The organism is Marinobacter nauticus ATCC 49840, assembly GCF_000284615.1.
Lineage (GTDB): Bacteria > Pseudomonadota > Gammaproteobacteria > Pseudomonadales > Oleiphilaceae > Marinobacter > Marinobacter nauticus.
In genome coordinates this window covers 2,279,399-2,295,797 of sequence record NC_017067.1, presented here as the reverse complement: position 1 = coordinate 2,295,797, position 16,399 = coordinate 2,279,399, and the positions used below count along the sequence as shown (strand labels likewise).

13 protein-coding genes and 2 tRNA genes are annotated in these 16,399 nt (G+C 57.1%); 6 read left to right on the top strand and 9 right to left on the bottom strand.

Features of this window, described 5'->3' with window-relative positions:
- Window positions 1-110 precede the first annotated feature (110 nt).
- Window positions 111-186: transfer RNA gene (locus MARHY_RS10680), tRNA-Asn, on the bottom strand.
- 70 nt (window positions 187-256) lie between these two features.
- On the bottom strand, window positions 257-1,441 hold the full coding sequence (locus MARHY_RS10675; RefSeq protein ID WP_014421816.1) for a pyridoxal phosphate-dependent aminotransferase: 1,185 nt from the start codon (window positions 1,439-1,441) through the stop codon (window positions 257-259).
- Window positions 1,442-1,634: 193 nt separating this feature from the next.
- Between MARHY_RS10675 and uvrB the strand changes: the two genes are divergently transcribed.
- Window positions 1,635-3,692, top strand: coding sequence for an excinuclease ABC subunit UvrB (uvrB, locus tag MARHY_RS10670; protein ID WP_014421815.1), 2,058 nt, complete (start codon window positions 1,635-1,637; stop codon window positions 3,690-3,692).
- On the opposite strand, the gene rimI is transcribed toward uvrB, so the two are convergent.
- Window positions 3,693-4,808 (bottom strand): ribosomal protein S18-alanine N-acetyltransferase, encoded by a 1,116-nt coding sequence (gene rimI / locus MARHY_RS10665; protein ID WP_041655538.1) that lies wholly within the window; start codon window positions 4,806-4,808, stop codon window positions 3,693-3,695.
- 202 nt (window positions 4,809-5,010) lie between these two features.
- Here rimI and MARHY_RS10660 point away from each other — a divergent pair, with 202 nt between their 5' ends.
- Complete coding sequence (locus MARHY_RS10660) at window positions 5,011-6,510, top strand: RimK family ATP-grasp domain-containing protein (RefSeq protein ID WP_014421813.1); 1,500 nt, start codon at window positions 5,011-5,013, stop codon at window positions 6,508-6,510.
- A gap of 9 nt (window positions 6,511-6,519) precedes the next feature.
- On the opposite strand, the gene MARHY_RS10655 is transcribed toward MARHY_RS10660, so the two are convergent.
- The gene (locus MARHY_RS10655) at window positions 6,520-7,683 is read right to left on the bottom strand and encodes a cation diffusion facilitator family transporter (protein WP_014421812.1); all 1,164 of its coding nucleotides are present in this window, start codon (window positions 7,681-7,683) and stop codon (window positions 6,520-6,522) included.
- Window positions 7,684-8,087: 404 nt separating this feature from the next.
- On the opposite strand from MARHY_RS10655, the gene MARHY_RS10650 reads away from it, so the two are divergent.
- Window positions 8,088-9,110 carry a quinone-dependent dihydroorotate dehydrogenase gene (locus MARHY_RS10650; RefSeq protein WP_014421811.1) on the top strand — a complete coding sequence of 341 codons (1,023 nt, stop codon included), beginning with the start codon at window positions 8,088-8,090 and terminating at the stop codon, window positions 9,108-9,110.
- A gap of 173 nt (window positions 9,111-9,283) precedes the next feature.
- On the opposite strand, the gene rmf is transcribed toward MARHY_RS10650, so the two are convergent.
- Window positions 9,284-9,496, bottom strand: a complete 213-nt coding sequence (rmf, locus tag MARHY_RS10645; RefSeq protein ID WP_011784548.1) for a ribosome modulation factor — start codon at window positions 9,494-9,496, stop codon at window positions 9,284-9,286.
- A gap of 321 nt (window positions 9,497-9,817) precedes the next feature.
- On the opposite strand from rmf, the gene rlmKL reads away from it, so the two are divergent.
- Window positions 9,818-11,995: a bifunctional 23S rRNA (guanine(2069)-N(7))-methyltransferase RlmK/23S rRNA (guanine(2445)-N(2))-methyltransferase RlmL gene (gene rlmKL, locus MARHY_RS10640; protein ID WP_041654791.1), complete on the top strand. Its 2,178-nt coding sequence runs from the start codon at window positions 9,818-9,820 to the stop codon at window positions 11,993-11,995.
- Here the strand turns inward: rlmKL and MARHY_RS10635 are convergent.
- Together MARHY_RS10635 and MARHY_RS10630 are read right to left on the bottom strand one after the other, a co-directional pair.
- Window positions 11,983-12,585 carry an outer membrane beta-barrel protein gene (locus MARHY_RS10635; RefSeq protein WP_022992549.1) on the bottom strand — a complete coding sequence of 201 codons (603 nt, stop codon included), beginning with the start codon at window positions 12,583-12,585 and terminating at the stop codon, window positions 11,983-11,985. The genes rlmKL and MARHY_RS10635 overlap by 13 nt on opposite strands.
- A gap of 107 nt (window positions 12,586-12,692) precedes the next feature.
- The gene (locus MARHY_RS10630; RefSeq protein ID WP_014421807.1) at window positions 12,693-13,175 is read right to left on the bottom strand and encodes a hypothetical protein; all 483 of its coding nucleotides are present in this window, start codon (window positions 13,173-13,175) and stop codon (window positions 12,693-12,695) included.
- 114 nt (window positions 13,176-13,289) lie between these two features.
- Here MARHY_RS10630 and MARHY_RS10625 point away from each other — a divergent pair, with 114 nt between their 5' ends.
- Entirely contained in the window at window positions 13,290-14,579 is a 1,290-nt protein-coding gene (locus MARHY_RS10625) for a M18 family aminopeptidase (RefSeq protein ID WP_014421806.1), read from the top strand.
- 51 nt (window positions 14,580-14,630) lie between these two features.
- On the opposite strand, the gene MARHY_RS10620 is transcribed toward MARHY_RS10625, so the two are convergent.
- A tRNA-Asn gene (locus tag MARHY_RS10620) sits at window positions 14,631-14,706 on the bottom strand.
- 73 nt (window positions 14,707-14,779) lie between these two features.
- Here MARHY_RS10620 and MARHY_RS10615 point away from each other — a divergent pair.
- Window positions 14,780-15,745: a YheT family hydrolase gene (locus MARHY_RS10615; RefSeq protein WP_014421805.1), complete on the top strand. Its 966-nt coding sequence runs from the start codon at window positions 14,780-14,782 to the stop codon at window positions 15,743-15,745.
- Between the two features lie 4 nt (window positions 15,746-15,749).
- Here the strand turns inward: MARHY_RS10615 and MARHY_RS10610 are convergent, their stop codons facing one another.
- The gene (locus tag MARHY_RS10610; RefSeq protein WP_014421804.1) at window positions 15,750-16,391 is read right to left on the bottom strand and encodes an arylesterase; all 642 of its coding nucleotides are present in this window, start codon (window positions 16,389-16,391) and stop codon (window positions 15,750-15,752) included.
- Between the last annotated feature and the right edge of the window lie 8 nt (window positions 16,392-16,399).

Below are 16,399 nucleotides of genomic sequence, written 5' to 3'. Positions count from 1 at the left end.
TTCCCATCACGCCACGGCTTATTACAAGCAGGCTGGGTTCGGTGCCTTGAGCATAGCGTAACGCACGAAAAAGCCCGCTAATTCAGAGAACTAGCGGGCTTTCGAAATAGTGGCTCCCCGAGCTGGGCTCGAACCAGCGACAAACGGATTAACAGTCCGTTGCTCTACCAACTGAGCTATCGGGGAACGTCGTCGTGTGACGAGGCGCGTATATTATGTTGGCCATACCGCCCCGTCAACCCCTCAGCTTAAAATTTTAGCCAAGAGCCTTCTGCAAACGCTCGACCGCCTTCTGCAGGTTATCCATGCTGGTGGCAAAGCTCAGCCGCATGTGCCCCGGGCAGCCAAACGCAGAGCCCGGAACCAGAGCCACGCCGGCCTCGGTCAGCAGCTTCTCGGCGAATTCCACATCGGTGCTCACGCCGTCAGTGGCATCGATTGCACCCTGGAAGCTCGGGAAGACATAAAACGTGCCGTCGCCGTTCAGGCAGTCCACACCAGGCAGCTTGTTCAAGGCCGCTACTAGCCAGTCGTGGCGTTCCCTGAAAGCCTTGACCATCTCGCCCACGCACGCCTGATCTCCATCCAGAGCGGCTGTTGCGGCGGCCTGGGAGATAGAGCAGGGGTTCGAGGTGCTCTGGGACTGGATCTTCTTCATGGCACCGATGATTTTTGCCGGGCCAGCGGCATAGCCGATGCGCCAGCCAGTCATGGAGTAGGCCTTGGAGACACCGTTCAGTACGAAGGTGCGATCATACAGCTCCGGGCAGGCGTTCAGGATGTTGCAGAACGGCTTGCCAGTCCACAGGATCGGCTCGTACATATCATCTGTGGCGACCATGATGTTCGGGTGCTTTTTAAGCACCTCACCGATGGCCTGCAGCTCTTCCATGGTGTAAGCCATGCCACTGGGGTTGGACGGGCTGTTGATCACGAACAGGCGGGTGCGCTCAGTAATGGCGTTTTCCAGCTGTTCCGGCGTGATCTTGAAGCGAGTCTCTGCGGTGGTTTCGATGATCACCGGTTTGCCTTCGGCCACCAGCACCATATCCGGGTAGGAAACCCAGTAGGGTGCGGGAATGATGGCCTCGTCGCCTTCATTCAGTGTCGCCAGGGCGAGGTTGAAAAAGCTCTGTTTGCCACCACTGCTTACCAGTATCTGGTTGGCTTCGTATTCCAGGCCGTTGTCCCGTTTGAACTTCGCAATAATCGCTTTCTTCAGCGCGGGCGTACCATCCACGGCGGTGTACTTGGTCTGGCCGTTTTTGATGGCGTCGATAGCCGCCTGTTTGATGTGATCGGGGGTGTCGAAGTCAGGCTCGCCAGCACCGAGGCCGATAATATCCTGGCCGGCCGCGCGGAGTTCTGCGGCTTTGTTGGTAACTGCGAGGGTGGGGGAAGGCTTGATCGCCTGTACTCGGCTGGAAAGTTGAAGGTCCAAACTTGAGCTCCTTAAAGCTGCGTCTTATTGGGCTGCGATCGGCCGGGCAACTGGAGCCAAAGTTACTGGCTGATTTTTCACCCAGCCGTCGATCGCACAGATGGTATCATGAAGCTGCCAGAACGCTAAATTTCTTGAGGATGCGACGCAAATATTCCGTCGTTTCCGGTGTCCGGAGGTTAAAACGCCAGATATGGCCAACAAAGCATCCAGTGCAAGGGAAGGGGCTTTTCGCGTCGACTCGCCCTACCAACCTGCCGGCGACCAGCCCAAAGCGATTGCGGGACTGGTAGATGGCATTGAATCCGGGCTTGCCCATCAAACGCTGCTCGGGGTAACCGGTTCTGGCAAGACTTTCACCATTGCCAATGTGGTTCAGCAGGTTCAGCGGCCAACCATCATCATGGCCCACAACAAGACCCTGGCAGCCCAGCTCTATGGCGAGTTCAAGGAGTTCTTCCCCGATAACGCGGTGGAGTACTTCGTCTCCTACTACGATTACTACCAGCCGGAGGCCTACGTACCGTCTTCCGATACCTTTATCGAAAAAGACGCCTCCATCAATGAGCACATTGAGCAGATGCGGCTGTCGGCCACCAAGGCTTTGCTGGAGCGCCCGGATGCCATCATTGTCGCGACGGTTTCTTCCATCTACGGTCTGGGTGATCCGCAATCCTATCTGAAAATGATGCTGCACCTGGACCGGGGTGACCAGATGGATCAACGGTATATCCTGCGGCGGCTGGCCGAACTGCAGTACACCCGCAATGACATCGAGTTCCATCGCGCCAATTATCGGGTGCGGGGCGATGTCATTGATGTCTTCCCGGCAGAATCCGAGAAGGAAGCCATTCGCATCGAACTGTTCGATGATGAAGTGGAGAACCTGAGCTATTTTGACCCGCTTACCGGAGAGGTGCTCAGGCGGGTGCCGCGCGTGACCATTTACCCGAAGTCCCACTATGTCACCCCCCGGCAGACCGTGCTGGATGCGGTCGAGCACATCAAGCAGGAGCTTGATGTTCGGCTGCAGCAGTTGAGGGATAACAACCGGCTGGTGGAAGCTCAGCGGCTGGAGGAGCGTACCCGCTACGACATCGAGATGATGCTGGAGCTCGGTTACTGCAATGGTATCGAGAACTACTCCCGCTATCTCTCCGGGCGGAATCCCGGTGAAGCGCCACCCACGCTGTTTGACTACCTGCCACCCAACGCTTTGCTGGTAGTGGACGAGTCCCACGTGACCATTCCGCAGATTGGCGCCATGTACAAAGGGGACCGGTCCCGTAAGGAAACCCTGGTGGAGTACGGTTTCCGTCTGCCATCAGCACTGGACAACCGCCCCATGCGGTTTGAGGAGTGGGAGCGAATTGCGCCGCAGATGATCTTTGTCTCGGCCACACCGGGGAATTATGAGGCCGAGCATGCTGGCCAGGTGGTGGAGCAGGTGGTACGACCGACCGGGCTGCTGGACCCGGAGATTGAGGTTCGGCCCGCGTCTACCCAGGTGGATGATCTGCTGTCTGAGATTCACCAGCGCGTGGAGGTGAATGAGCGGGTGCTGGTCACAACACTTACCAAGCGCATGGCCGAGGATCTGACCGACTTCCTGATGGAGCACGACATTCGCGTGCGTTATCTGCATTCGGACATTGATACCGTAGAGCGAGTGGAGATTATTCGGGATCTGCGGCGGGGCGAGTTTGACGTGCTGGTGGGCATCAACCTGCTCCGGGAGGGGCTGGATATGCCGGAAGTGTCACTGGTGGCAATACTGGATGCGGATAAAGAAGGCTTCCTGCGCTCAGAGCGTTCGCTCATACAGACCATTGGTCGGGCCGCCCGTAACGTGAACGGCAAGGCCATTCTGTATGGCGACAGGATCACCGGTTCCATGCAGCGGGCCATTGATGAGACCGAGCGTCGTCGTGCCAAGCAGATGGCACACAACGAGGAGCATGGTATTACCCCCACCGGTCTTAACAAGAAGATCGCGGATATTATGGAGGGTGCCGCGGGCGGCGGTGGTCGTGGCCGGCGCAAAGCGGAGCGTCCCGGGCAGAAGGCAGCTGAAGAAGCCGAGGATTATCGCGTAAAGGTAGGCAATCGCTCGCCGGAAGATGTCCTCAAGGAAGTGGCGAAACTGGAAGACGAGATGTACAAAGCCGCCGCGGATCTGGATTTCGAGACCGCGGCACGACTGCGGGATCAGATTTCGGAACTGAAGGAAGCGGCCCTGCGGACCGGCTGATCAGTGGCGTTTGGGGCCGACAATCACTGCCGCCTGCAGGGGCTGGTTGCGGCCATAGCGCGACATCTTGTCGAATACCCGTCGGTCGATGGGCAGGTATTGCTTGTCGGCCACGGTTTCCCCTTCCTCGGTATCGATTTCCGGGTCATGCAGGTACACGAAATCCTCGTCGATGGCACATACGGTTACCCAGTGCGGCACCCGGCTCCGGTTCAGTTGCCAGGTGCTGATCAGGATGACAGGGATGCGCCCGTCCTGCAGGGCCTTCTCCATTGCCTCCAGGGTTAGCGGGTCGTGATGCAGCTGGATTTCTGTCTGCCCGATATCGTGCAGGAACCCCTCGTGCACCAGTTCCAGTACCCGCTTTTTATCTTCGTTGCGGACCGTATCTTTGAACAGCGCGCCTTCCTGGCTGATCCAGGCGCTGGCCTCGAAGCCCCGGTGCCAGGCAGATAGTGCAAGCCCATGGGGGCCACAACCGCCATGCCCGGCCAGCATGAAGATGGTGGTGGCTTCACGCCAGATTTTCAGCTCCTCCAACGTGCTTACTGGTTGCTGTTCGTCAAGGGCCGCCATCGCCATGATTAATGCAGACGGACCGCAGGTGAACTCGGTGGTCTGGGGGTAATAGGGCACCGGAAGAAATTCGCGAGAGGGCTCGTAGTAGAGGATCCGCCGCTCGAACCGTAAGGCATCGCCGTGGTCTTCGTAGTAGTCCCGGTAGGTGCCAAACTGCCGATATCCCAGCCGACGATACAGGGCAATGGCTCCGGTGTTGTCTTCACGCACTTCCAGCCGCATGATGATGCGATCAGCCTCAACCGCTTCCTTCTCCGCCTCACGGACCAGTCTTTCACCCACACCGCGGCCGCGGGCAACGGGTGAGACTGCAATCGAGTAAATCCGAGCCAGCCGGGTGGCTGCATTCATCAGCACCAGGCAGTAGCCCACCAGTTCGCCGTTCAGTTCGGCGATAACTAGTCGGTCCCTGGGCATCTCCAGAAAGCGGCGGAAGCTGCGCCGGGATATCCTGTCCTCGGTAAAGCAGCGGTTCTCCAGCTGAACGAGGGCATCCAGATCACTGGCATGGGCTTGGCGGAGCATTACATCGGTCATGGTCTGGTAAACCCGGTCAACGAGAAAAAGGGAGCGCCTGGCGGCCACGCTCATTGCCGCTATTATGGTAGACAGATGCCATCCCGTCATAGCAGCGGATGATGCGTAAAAGCACGCATCTTCAGGCGATTGTCTGGCAAGGGGATGGGGCGTATTGTTGCCGGAATTATCAGGCTCTACCTTCAGGGAGGAATGCCGCTTTATGTCCCGATTGCTCATCGTTGTAGATCGCGCCAAAGACTGGGCACCGTACTACCCCAGCGAAGACGTGCTTACTTTCGATCAATACCTTCAGTTTACCGCCCCGGTTAACAGCCGCGTGCGGGTGATAAACCTGTGTCAGAGTGCCAGGTATCTGAGCCGGGGCTACTACTGTTCGTTGCTTGCGGAAGCGCGCGGGCACCACGTGGTGCCATCGGTTATGACGCTCAACGACCTGAGCCGTAAGGGACTGTTTTCGCTTGAACTCGAAGAGCTGGACAGCAGTGTCATCCAGTGGCTGGAAAAATCAGCCTCCGAAATCGATCCCGCCACCGATGACCGGGACGCTACCCATGAAGTACGAATCCGAACCTATTTTGGCCAGGCCGAACATCCAGACCTGAAGCCCGTGGCCCGTGCCCTGTTCGAGCGGTTTCCGTGCCCGATTCTGGAAGTGGTGTTCCGTCACCGAAAACAATGGCAGATCGAAACCATGAAGCCGGCGGCACCGGCGGATCTTGACGAGCGCGAGCAGGATTTGTTTGCGGCCGCCCTGGATCGCTTCAGCAGCATGATCTGGCGCAAACCGCGCACCCGTCGCCGCTACCGTTTTGATCTGGCTATGCTGGTGAACCCCGAGGAAGAGTTGCCTCCGAGCGATGAGATGGCTCTGAAGCGTTTTGAGCGTGCTGGCAGAAAGCTGGGAATTAACGTGGAGCGCATTACCCGCCGGGATTACATGCGCCTGCCGGAATATGATGGTCTGTTTATTCGTGAAACCACCGCTATTGATCACCACACTTATCGGTTTGCTCGCAAGGCAGAGGCCGAGGGGATGGTGGTAATTGACGACCCGGTGTCGATTCTGCGTTGTACCAACAAGGTGTTTCTGGCGGACCTGCTTAAAAACAACAAGGTGCCAACACCGAAAACGCTGATCCTTTCAAAGGATCAGAAGGATGCGGTACAGCAGGTGAGTAATGAACTGGGCTTTCCTGTGGTCATCAAAATTCCGGATGGCGCCTTTTCCCGTGGTGTGATCAAAGCCAAGGACGAAAAGGAACTTCGGGCAGGGCTGAAAGACCTGTTCAAACAGTCTGCGTTGGTATTGGCTCAGGAGTACTTCTACACGGATTACGATTGGCGCATTGGTGTGCTTGGCGGCCGGGCCATCTATGCCTGTAAATATCTGATGGTGAAAGGTCACTGGCAGATTTACCAGCACGGTGGTGCCACAGTGGAAAGTGGCGGTTTTGAAACCATGCCCACCTACGAGGTGCCTCGCAATGTCATCCAGGCGGCATTGAATTCGACCCGGTTGATCGGTAATGGGCTTTACGGTGTCGACATCAAACAAGCCGGGAATCGGGTGGCGGTGATTGAAGTGAATGACAACCCGAGTATCGACTCGGGTGTGGAAGACAAGTTTCTGGGCGGAGAGCTGTATACCCTGGTGATGCAGGAATTTCTGTCGCGCATGGAGGAGAACCGGCGCCGTTAAACCGGCGCGTCAGTTGGCAGCGACCCAGACCCGGACGCTGCCAAACCAGGGGTAGTCTGCCAGAACCGCTCGAACCTGTTCCGTGGTCAGGTGTGGCCCGGAATGGTTTTCATCCAGGAAGATTTCCAGGTGGATGCGATTCTTGAGGTAATGAAGCCGGAGCCGGCTTTGTGGTGGTAGCTCTCCCAGCTTCTCTGTCAGCAGGCGACGAAGTGCTTCGCGATCGGGTAGCCCCGGGTCGGTGGCGTGGGGCACTTTTTCATCATTCTCGGCGTCGATATGGAAGTTGATGTCCCGAATGTTCTCCAGGGCATCCCGCATGCCCGTGACCACCTTCATACCAATCTGATGCCCTTCGGAAACGCTGATTTCCGGGCGAACTACCAGGTGTACGTCCAGCAGGATGTCGTGCCCCATCCGCCGGCTGCGCAGTTCATGAACATTTCGCACGCCATCCGTTTCCAGGGCAATGGTTTTCAACATCCGGGTATCATCTTCGGACAGACCTGTATCGACCAGTTCTTTCACGCTGTCCCAGGTGAATTTCCAGCCGATGTGCACAATGATGGCTGCAATGAGGACGGCGGCTACCACGTCGAGCCAGACGAAACCCAGCATGGCACCGATGGTAGATACCAGAACGACCACTGACGAAAATGCATCGGTACGGCTGTGCCAGGCGTTGGCAATGATCAGGTCTGAGCGGATTTTCATGCCAACATGGCGAGTATAACGGTAGATCCATTCCTTGCCTGCTACCGAGGCCGCGGCCGCTACCAGCACTGGCCAGCCCGGAACCAGCTGCGCTTCACCGGACAGGAGCCTGAGAATGTTCTCCCAGGCCAGGGCCGCGCCCACGGCAATAAGAATGCTGCCCAGTACCAGAGTGCCGAGGGTTTCGATTCGCTGGTGTCCGTAAGGATGGTCCGCATCTGGCTCCTTACGGGACAGACGCATGACCGCCAGAACCACCCAATCCGATGCCACATCGGTAAATGAATGGATACCATCCACCAGTAGCGCCTGGGAATTAAAAAGAGTGCCGCCAATGACTTTTATGATGCCCAGAACGGCATCGAGAATCATGCCAATGATCGTGACCCGGGTCGCCGCATGCTTCTCGGATTCGAGATTATTCTGGCGCTGCTGGCTGGGTTGATCAGGCTGTTCCATTGGATTCACTCCGGGCTTTTCGCGATGAGGGCAGTATAACGGGATTAAACGTAGAAATGGGTGGAATTAATGGCCTGGCTGTGATCGATTTATGCACATCATGACGAATTGGTTACCCGTTAGCATTTTGTTACCAAAGCCGTCAAATGATAATTTTATCTATTTAAGCTATTGATAAATAAAGGGAAAATAACTGATCAAAAAATGATCAATTTGTAGGCTGGCGCAGTTATCAAGGGGTCGGGGCGCTTGCTCGGCAATTTTCAACAGGGTTATCCACAGATTCCGTGGAAAAGCGTCGGGAGGCTATACAGGGCGGGGTTTTCGGGACTAATTGGGGTTTACACAAGATGGTGTGGAAAACTTTCGGTATACTCCTGCCACCCGGAGAAAGGAGTTTGACGATGTACGGCCTTCTGAGAAACCTGCTGTTCCGATTGCCACCGGAGCGGGCCCATAATGTTGCCCTTGGCAGCCTGGATGTTGCTCAAAAACTGGGCATCCTGAATACATTTACCCGACAGCCGGAGCCTTGCCCGGTAAACGTGATGGGCCTGGAATTCCCGAATCCGGTTGGATTGGCTGCTGGGCTGGACAAAAACGCCGACCACATTGATGCTCTTGGTGCTCTTGGTTTCGGGTTTATCGAAGTGGGCACTGTTACGCCTCTGGCACAGCCCGGTAATCCAAAACCCCGAATGTTCCGGTTGCCGGAGCACCAGGCCATCATTAACCGCATGGGGTTCAATAATGAAGGCCTGGAACACCTCATTACCAATGTCCGCCACCGCCGTTACCGGGGCGTACTGGGCATTAATGTCGGCAAGAACAAAGACACCCCGAATGAGCAGTCTGAACAGGACTACCGTAAAGGAATAGCGGCTGTTTACCCCTATGCCGACTACATCACCGTTAATGTATCTTCTCCCAATACGCCGGGCCTCCGGGATCTGCAGTTTGGCGATTCGCTCAAGCAGCTTTTGCACGCCATAAAGGAAGAGCAGGCAGCGTGTGAGCAAAAGCATGGCCGCTATGTGCCGGTGGCTGTAAAGATCGCCCCGGATATGGATGAGCAGGGCATTCGCTTTGTGGCTGCAGCATTGCTCGAAGCTGGCCTGGATGGTGTGATTGCCACCAACACCACGATCAGCCGGGAGGCGGTGAAGGGGCACGCTCACGAGCAGGAGGCGGGCGGTCTCAGCGGTGCACCGGTACGGGAAGCGTCTGTGAAAGTGATTCAGGGGCTGTATGCTGAGCTGGGCGATCGGCTGCCGATTATTGGCGTGGGCGGCATCACGGATGGCGACAGTGCGGCAGAGAAGATTCGCGCAGGCGCAAAGCTGGTGCAGATCTATACCGGGTTTATTTATCGTGGCCCGTCACTGATCAACGAAGCAGTGGAAGCGATCCGGAAAGAAATCAGCTGAGGCAGAAAGAAGGTGGGCCCGCTGAGCGGGCCCTTGCGGGGAATAAACCCCGTAGCGCTTCTTCGCATGGTACGGGGCGGGAGGCCCCGTTTGGGTTGCTCTGGTTACTGCTCTGATTGTGATTTGTGTGTAAAAATTGAAAAAAACAGATCAGGGTTAAACGGGGTTGGCCATTATGTTGCGGTTACGTTGGCCAGTTTATGGATGCCGGAGACGCCGGTCATGCCCTCCCAGTTATCTGTGCGGCCTTCTCGCCACCCGTTCAGCCATTCCTGGCGGACTTCCGGTTGTTCTAACGGGCAGCTGTCTTTGGATTTGCCGGACACGCCAGCGAGATAACCCCGCTTGAATGCACGAGCGTACATGTCTCTCTTCTGTCTTTTCATGCCGTTCCTCACTGATGGATTAACAGAACAAGCGTGTACACATCTGCAGTGACCTTGGCAGTCGGGAGCCTCTCCGGGACAACCCACTATTGCCAGCTCCGGTCAGAGCAGTCAGGATCCTGTTGACGGAGACTTTTATTCGGCCTCCGGAACGACGCGTCAACTACAAGGTAAGACGAATCTCGCGCCGGTGTACACTATTTATTTCATCTATATGGCGCTTCTTTTATATTTTTGTGAAATAACGATGACAGTCGCTAAAAGGCTTTTACTGCCATTCCGGAAACTTACCGGCCCTATTCAGAAGACCAGGAGTTGATCTTGTCCAAGCATGTCTTTTTCGTAACCTGCCCCAAAGGCGTCGAGTACCTCCTGGCCGATGAATTGAAAGAATTCGGCCTGAACCTTGTGCGGAATGCACCCGCCGGTGTCTGGGTTGAGGGCGAGCTGGAGAGCGGCTATCGGGCCTGTCTGTGGTCCCGTTTGGCGAACAGGGTGATTCTGAATGTGGCGGATGTGGATGCCCGGAGCGCCGACGAACTTTATGCCGGTGTCGTGGATCTTGACTGGCAGGCCCATATACCCGCGGGGGGGAGCTTCAGGGTAACGTTTCTTGGCCAGAACGAAGCCATCCGGAACACTCAGTTTGGCGCCCAGAAAGTGAAAGATGGCGTTGTTGACAGCATTCGGGGTGCCGGTGCACCCAGGCCCTCGGTTGCGCCGAAAGACCCGGATGTCACGGTATCGGCGCGGTTGAACCGGGGCCGCTTGTCGTTGGGGATTGATCTGAGTGGCCACAGCCTTCATATGCGGGGCTACCGAACCGAAAAGGGTATCGCGCCCTTGAAAGAAAACCTTGCAGCGGCTTTGCTGCTGCGGGCAGGGTGGCCCGAGATTGCCGCTAACGGTGGTGACTTTGTGGACCCGATGTGCGGTTCCGGTACGCTGGTGGTTGAAGCTGCGTTGATGGCGCTGGACATTGCGCCGGGGCGGAAGCAGGAGCGGTTCGGGTTCGAAAAGTGGCCAGGACACCAGCCCGAGCTCTGGCTGTCGCTGCGCCAGGAAGCGGAGCGTCGGGCCCATGAGGGCAAGCAGGGGCGCATTCCCATTTTTTCTGGCTTTGATCAGGATGGCCGCGTGATTTCAACCGCGGAGAAGAACATCCTGCGAGCTGGCCTGGAAGGTATCGTTCGCGTAGAAGCCAGGCCGATCTCCGAATTCACTCGCGAGAATGACTGGAGCGATACTGGCCTGGTGCTGACCAACCCGCCCTACGGTGAGCGGTTGAGTGAGCGCAAGGAACTGGCGGCCCTGTACCAGAGCCTTGGAGAGGTTGTGGCCCGTGAGCTGATCGGATGGCGCCTGGGCGTGTTCACCGGTGCGCCTGAGTTCGGGAAGTCTCTTGGTTTGCGAAGTTTCAAGCAGTACAAGTTGTTCAATGGCAAACTGCCGGCGCAGCTGTTGCTGTTTGAAGTACAGCCGGAGAATGCCCGCACGCCCCGTGATCCGGCCGCGCCGGGGCAGATTATGCCCCGCATCGCCAACGCCGAACGGGCAGACATGCTGCGTAACCGTCTCAAGAAGAATCTGAAAACGATTGGCCAGTGGGCCAGGAAGCAGAACATTGGCTGTTACCGCCTATACGATGCCGATATGCCGGAATATGCCCTGGCGATCGATATCTACGAGGGGCGGGTACATGTTCAGGAATACCTGGCCCCGAAATCCGTTGACGAAAAGGCAGCCAGAGAGCGCCTTGCCGAAGCCATGGCGGTGATCCCGGAAGTGCTTGAGGTCGCGCCGGAGGATCTGGTGTGCAAGCAACGTCAGCGCCAGACCGGTACCCGGCAATATGAAAAACAGGCGGCGACCGGCGAGTACTTTAACGTGCACGAGCACGGCTGCGCCCTGAAGGTGAACCTGAAAGACTATCTGGATACCGGCCTGTTCCTGGATCATCGCCCGGTACGTTACTGGATCCAGCAACATGCCAGGGGCAAGCGTTTTCTGAACCTGTTCTGTTATACCGGCGCAGCGACCGTGCACGCAGCGGTTGGCGGAGCCAGCCGCACCCTGAGCCTGGACATGTCCAAAACCTACGTCAGCTGGGCTCAGGATAACCTGGCTCTCAACTCGGCAGATCCGCGCAAGCATGTCGTCGAACAGGCAGACTGTCTGGCCTGGCTGGCAGACCGAAAAACCGCGAATCAGACCTTTGATCTGATTTTCATGGACCCGCCCACCTTCTCAAACTCAGCCCGGATGGCTGGCGTTCTCGATATTCAGCGCGATCATGCCGATCTGGTGCGGCAGTGCATGGCACGACTGTCCAGTGATGGCCTGCTGATTTTCTCCAATAACTTCCGTAAGTTCAGGCTGGATGAGGCGCTGGAGTCAGAGTTTGAAGTGAAAGAGGTGAGTGCCAGCACTCTGGACAAGGATTTTCAGCGCAACCCGAAAATCCATCGGTGCTGGCATATCCGGCATCAGAACTCGTAACGGATACCTGAGGAGAACTGGAAGGCATTGGCGCTGGTGTCCGTGTCTTCAAACAGCTTGCCGCCCTCGAAAACCAGGTAGGTGTTATCCATCAGTTCCAGGTCCAGGCCGGCCAGCCAGCTGAAGCTGAAACTGCTGCTCGGGTAATCGCCCTCGATATCCCGAAACTGGGCATTGGCGTCGGCATCCCGGTTGTCGAGGGTTGCCTCCCCGCTGACATGGGTAAAGCCAGCCTGGGCATAGACATTGCCAAGCTCACCGATGGGGTAGTGCAGGCCCATGTACCAGCTGCCGAAGTAGTCGACGGCCAGGCTCAGGTCGCCACGGGAAATCTCGGCGTCTGCCAAGCCGCCCCCCAGCCTCACCTCTGCATGAATCAGGTCGCTCAGGTGGCCGCCAATCACCAGTGTCGCTGCCTGGCCCCAGCCATCCTCGTCGGACTGCCCGATGGAGCGGTGTTCAATGGCTGTCGCCAACAGTCCGACATAGTGTTTATCGGAGCGAGGGGTCTCCTGGCCAAAGGCGGCGCAAGAAAACAGGCCAAGCGCTATCAGGCTGGATGTGAGGAAACGGGGTGTGACCTTGTTCATTATTATCAGGCTTCCTGTCAGTAACGGTACTGACGCCCGATTCTGCCTTGTGTAACGCAATGTTACGCGGACTCATGTCACAGTTCCCCGTGATCAGGGGCCGGACCTCAATCCTCCAGGTAGCCTTCCTCACGGGCCAGCAACAGCAGGGAATATACGCCGTTTTCCGGCAGCTGCGGTTCAAGCCCTTCATCAAAGAGCAACTGCCGGCGGCGGTCTTCCAGTGCTTCGCTGTCCAGGCCGGTAATCAGCTCGGAAATGGGGGCGATTTCAAACGGGGCCTCCTGGCGAACGGCACTGAAGATCAGGTCTATCAGGATTTCGTCCGGATCCAGTCCATCCACGTATACGGTCTGGTCCGGCAGATCCTCGTGCAGCTCCCTGGCCAGTTCCAGCAGGGGGACCCCCTGTTCTTCCAGATACAGCAGGTCTACATCGCCCAGGTCGCCATCTTCGGGCAACCAGGCATCCTCCGGTGCAATTACCACGGTTTTCATCTGGCCGTCTGCAAGGGACCAGGCGATGGCCGTGGGAAACAGGGCGTCGTCGGTCTGGCAGTATTCGATATCCAGAAAGCGGGGTAGCGACACAGTGAACTCCGGAATCTTCGGTGAGTGCTTATGGCGGTGCGCAGCGTACCCGGTAGGAGCCGGCGCGGCTTCATGCCATACTGTAGCCGCCATTATCATGCAATCAGGAAGATCATGGAACACACTGAATTCAATAAAGACTTGATTGAGTTTTTGAATGCCTCGCCGACTCCGTGGCATGCGGTCAATACCATGAAAACGCGTCTTGAAGCAGCGGGATTTCAACCGCTGGACGAGCGCGAAGAATGGTCGTTGCAGCCAGGGCAGGGCTACTACGTAACCCGTAATGGCTCGTCTATTGTTGCCTTCCGTACCGGCACCAAGGATGTGGTCAGTTCCGGCATCCGGATGGTGGGAGCTCATACCGACAGCCCCTGCCTGAAGGTCAAACCGAACCCTGAGATTCGCCGCAAGGGCTTTTTCCAGTTGGGTGTGGAAGTGTATGGGGGCGTATTGCTGAACCCCTGGTTTGACCGGGATCTTTCTTTGGCCGGCCGTGTGACGGTATTGGACGACAACGGCAAAGTACGGGACACCCTGGTGAATTTCCGCAAGCCGGTGGCGATCATTCCGAGCCTGGCCATCCATCTGGACCGGGAGGCGAACAGCAGTCGCACCGTTAATGCCCAGACTGATCTTCCGCCGGTGGTTATGCAGGTGCCGGAAACCGATACCACCACCTTTGCCGAGTTGCTGAAACAGCAGATTGCCAAAGAATCCGGGCTGCAGACCAGCAAGATTCTGGGCTATGAACTGAGTTTTTACGATGCACAGGGTGCAGCTCTGGTGGGGCTGCGTGAAGAGTTCCTGGCCTCCGCACGGCTCGATAATCTGCTCAGTTGTTATATCGGCCTGCAGGCCCTGCTGGAAACCTCTGGTGACGAGCCGGCACTACTGGTCTGCAATGACCATGAGGAAGTGGGCAGTATGTCCGCCGAAGGTGCCCAGGGGCCGTTTCTCACGGCGGTGCTGGACCGCTGGTGTGGCGCCGGGAAAAGCCGTGCCATTGCTCGTTCCATGATGATTTCCGCGGATAACGCCCACGGTATCCATCCAAACTACATGGACCGTCATGATGAGAATCATGGCCCGCTGCTCAATCAGGGGCCGGTCATCAAGGTAAACCACAATCAGCGTTACGCCACCAACAGCCGTTCCGCCGCGCTTTATCGCCACATCAGCGATGAATTGGGGTTGCCGCACCAGACGTTTGTGGTGCGCAGTGACATGGGGTGTGGCAGCACGATCGGGCCGTTGACTGCGGGAAATCTGGGCGTGACCACGCTGGATATCGGCGTGCCTCAGTTTGCCATGCACTCGATTCGTGAAATGATCGGTACACGGGATGGCTATACACTGTTCCAGGTATTGCGAGAGTTCATGCAGCGGGCCGAGGTTTTCTGAGGCCCAAAAGAAAAGACCGCTGATGTTTGATCAGCGGCCTTTCGGAATAAGTGGCTCCCCGAGCTGGGCTCGAACCAGCGACAAACGGATTAACAGTCCGTTGCTCTACCAACTGAGCTATCGGGGAACAGCATCAATGTGGCGCGCATATTAAGTACTTTGATCAGGTTCGTCAACCCCCTGAAATGAAAGGTCAAAATTTGCACAAAGCTAAGCTCGAACCCTATCGTCCGCCGGTGTGGTTGCGTAATGGCCACATCCAGTCGGTGTGGCCGACCCTGTTCCGGAAAGTGACTCTGCCGGAACCGGAAACCGACATACTCGCCACCGACGATGACGACGAACTGCATCTGGACTGGTATCGCCAGGGCAGTAACCGGCTGGCGGTGATTTCCCATGGGCTGGAAGGTCACAGCCGCCGGCCATACGTGCTTGGCCTGGCCAGGGCATTGATGGCCGATGGCTGGGACGTGCTGGCATGGAACTTTCGGTCTTGCGGCGGGGTGATGAACCACCAGCCGCGCTTCTACCACAGTGGCGCCACTTCGGATCTGCATGCCGTTGTCAGTCATGCGCTGGGGCGGCGGTATCAGAACCTGTTCCTGTCAGGTTTCAGTATGGGCGGCAACCTCACGCTGCTGTACCTGGGCGAGCAGGGCGAGCGTGTGGACAGCCGTATCAGCGGTGCGGTGACCTACTCCGTGCCTCTGGACCTGGCGGGCAGTGCGGACGTGCTCGCATTGCCCAGCCGGCGTATCTACATGCAGCGATTTTTAACCGATCTGCAGGTCAAGATGCGGGAAAAAGCTGAAAAGTTCCCTGATCTGATAGACGTTAGCGGTTTTGAAAATATCCGGAGTTTTCACGAATTCGATAATCGCTATACGGCACCACTGCATGGATTCCAGGACGCGGCCGACTATTGGGCCCGGTGTTCTGCTCTGTTTCGGTTGAGTGATATCCGGGTGCCAGCTCTGGTAGTGAATGCAGCAGATGACCCGTTCCTTTCGGCCCGCTGTTTTCCGGACAGTCGCCGGGTATTGGGACATTACGTCCAGATGGAAATCCCGAAGTGGGGCGGGCATGTGGGGTTTGTCCAACATGCCCGGGACGGTTACTACTGGTCTGAACGCCGAGCTTTGGGGTTTGTCCGGCAGGCAATCTGAGATATCAGCTGCTGGCCTGGTTGTTCAGCAGCGGTTCCAGCTTGGGCCAGATATTATCCAGCAGCCGGGGTTGCGCTTCTTCCGTCGGGTGAATGCCATCACCTTGCATCAACCCGTCCTGATCGTAGATACCGTCCAGGAAGAAGGGAACCAAAACCGTATTGTAGCGGTCAGACAGGGTCGGAAAGATATCGGCGAACATGGTGGTGTAGCGCTGGCCGTAGTTAGGCGGGATCTGCATGCCCACCAGCAAAGGGGTGGCGCCGGTATCACGCACCTGTTCGATCATATTGGCCAGGTTGGATTCGATTACGTTGGGAGGGAAGCCTCGCAAACCATCATTGCCGCCCAGCTCAATGACGACAATGGTTGGGTCGTGGGCTTCCAGCAGGCCTGGCAGGCGCCGCAGGCCACCGTCGGTGGTTTCACCGCTGATGCTGGCGTTTACTACGGTCCAGTCCAGATCCTGGCTCTCGATGCGATCCCGCAGCAGCTCTACCCACGCGGTTTCCGAGGGTACGCCATAGGCGGCACTCAGGCTGTCACCCACCACCAGCACTGTGTTCTGGCTGGCCAGCGCAGGCAAGGTGAGCAAGAGCAGAGCCGAGAGTACGATTGATCTGACGTACAGCGATATCGTATGCATAGTAAATT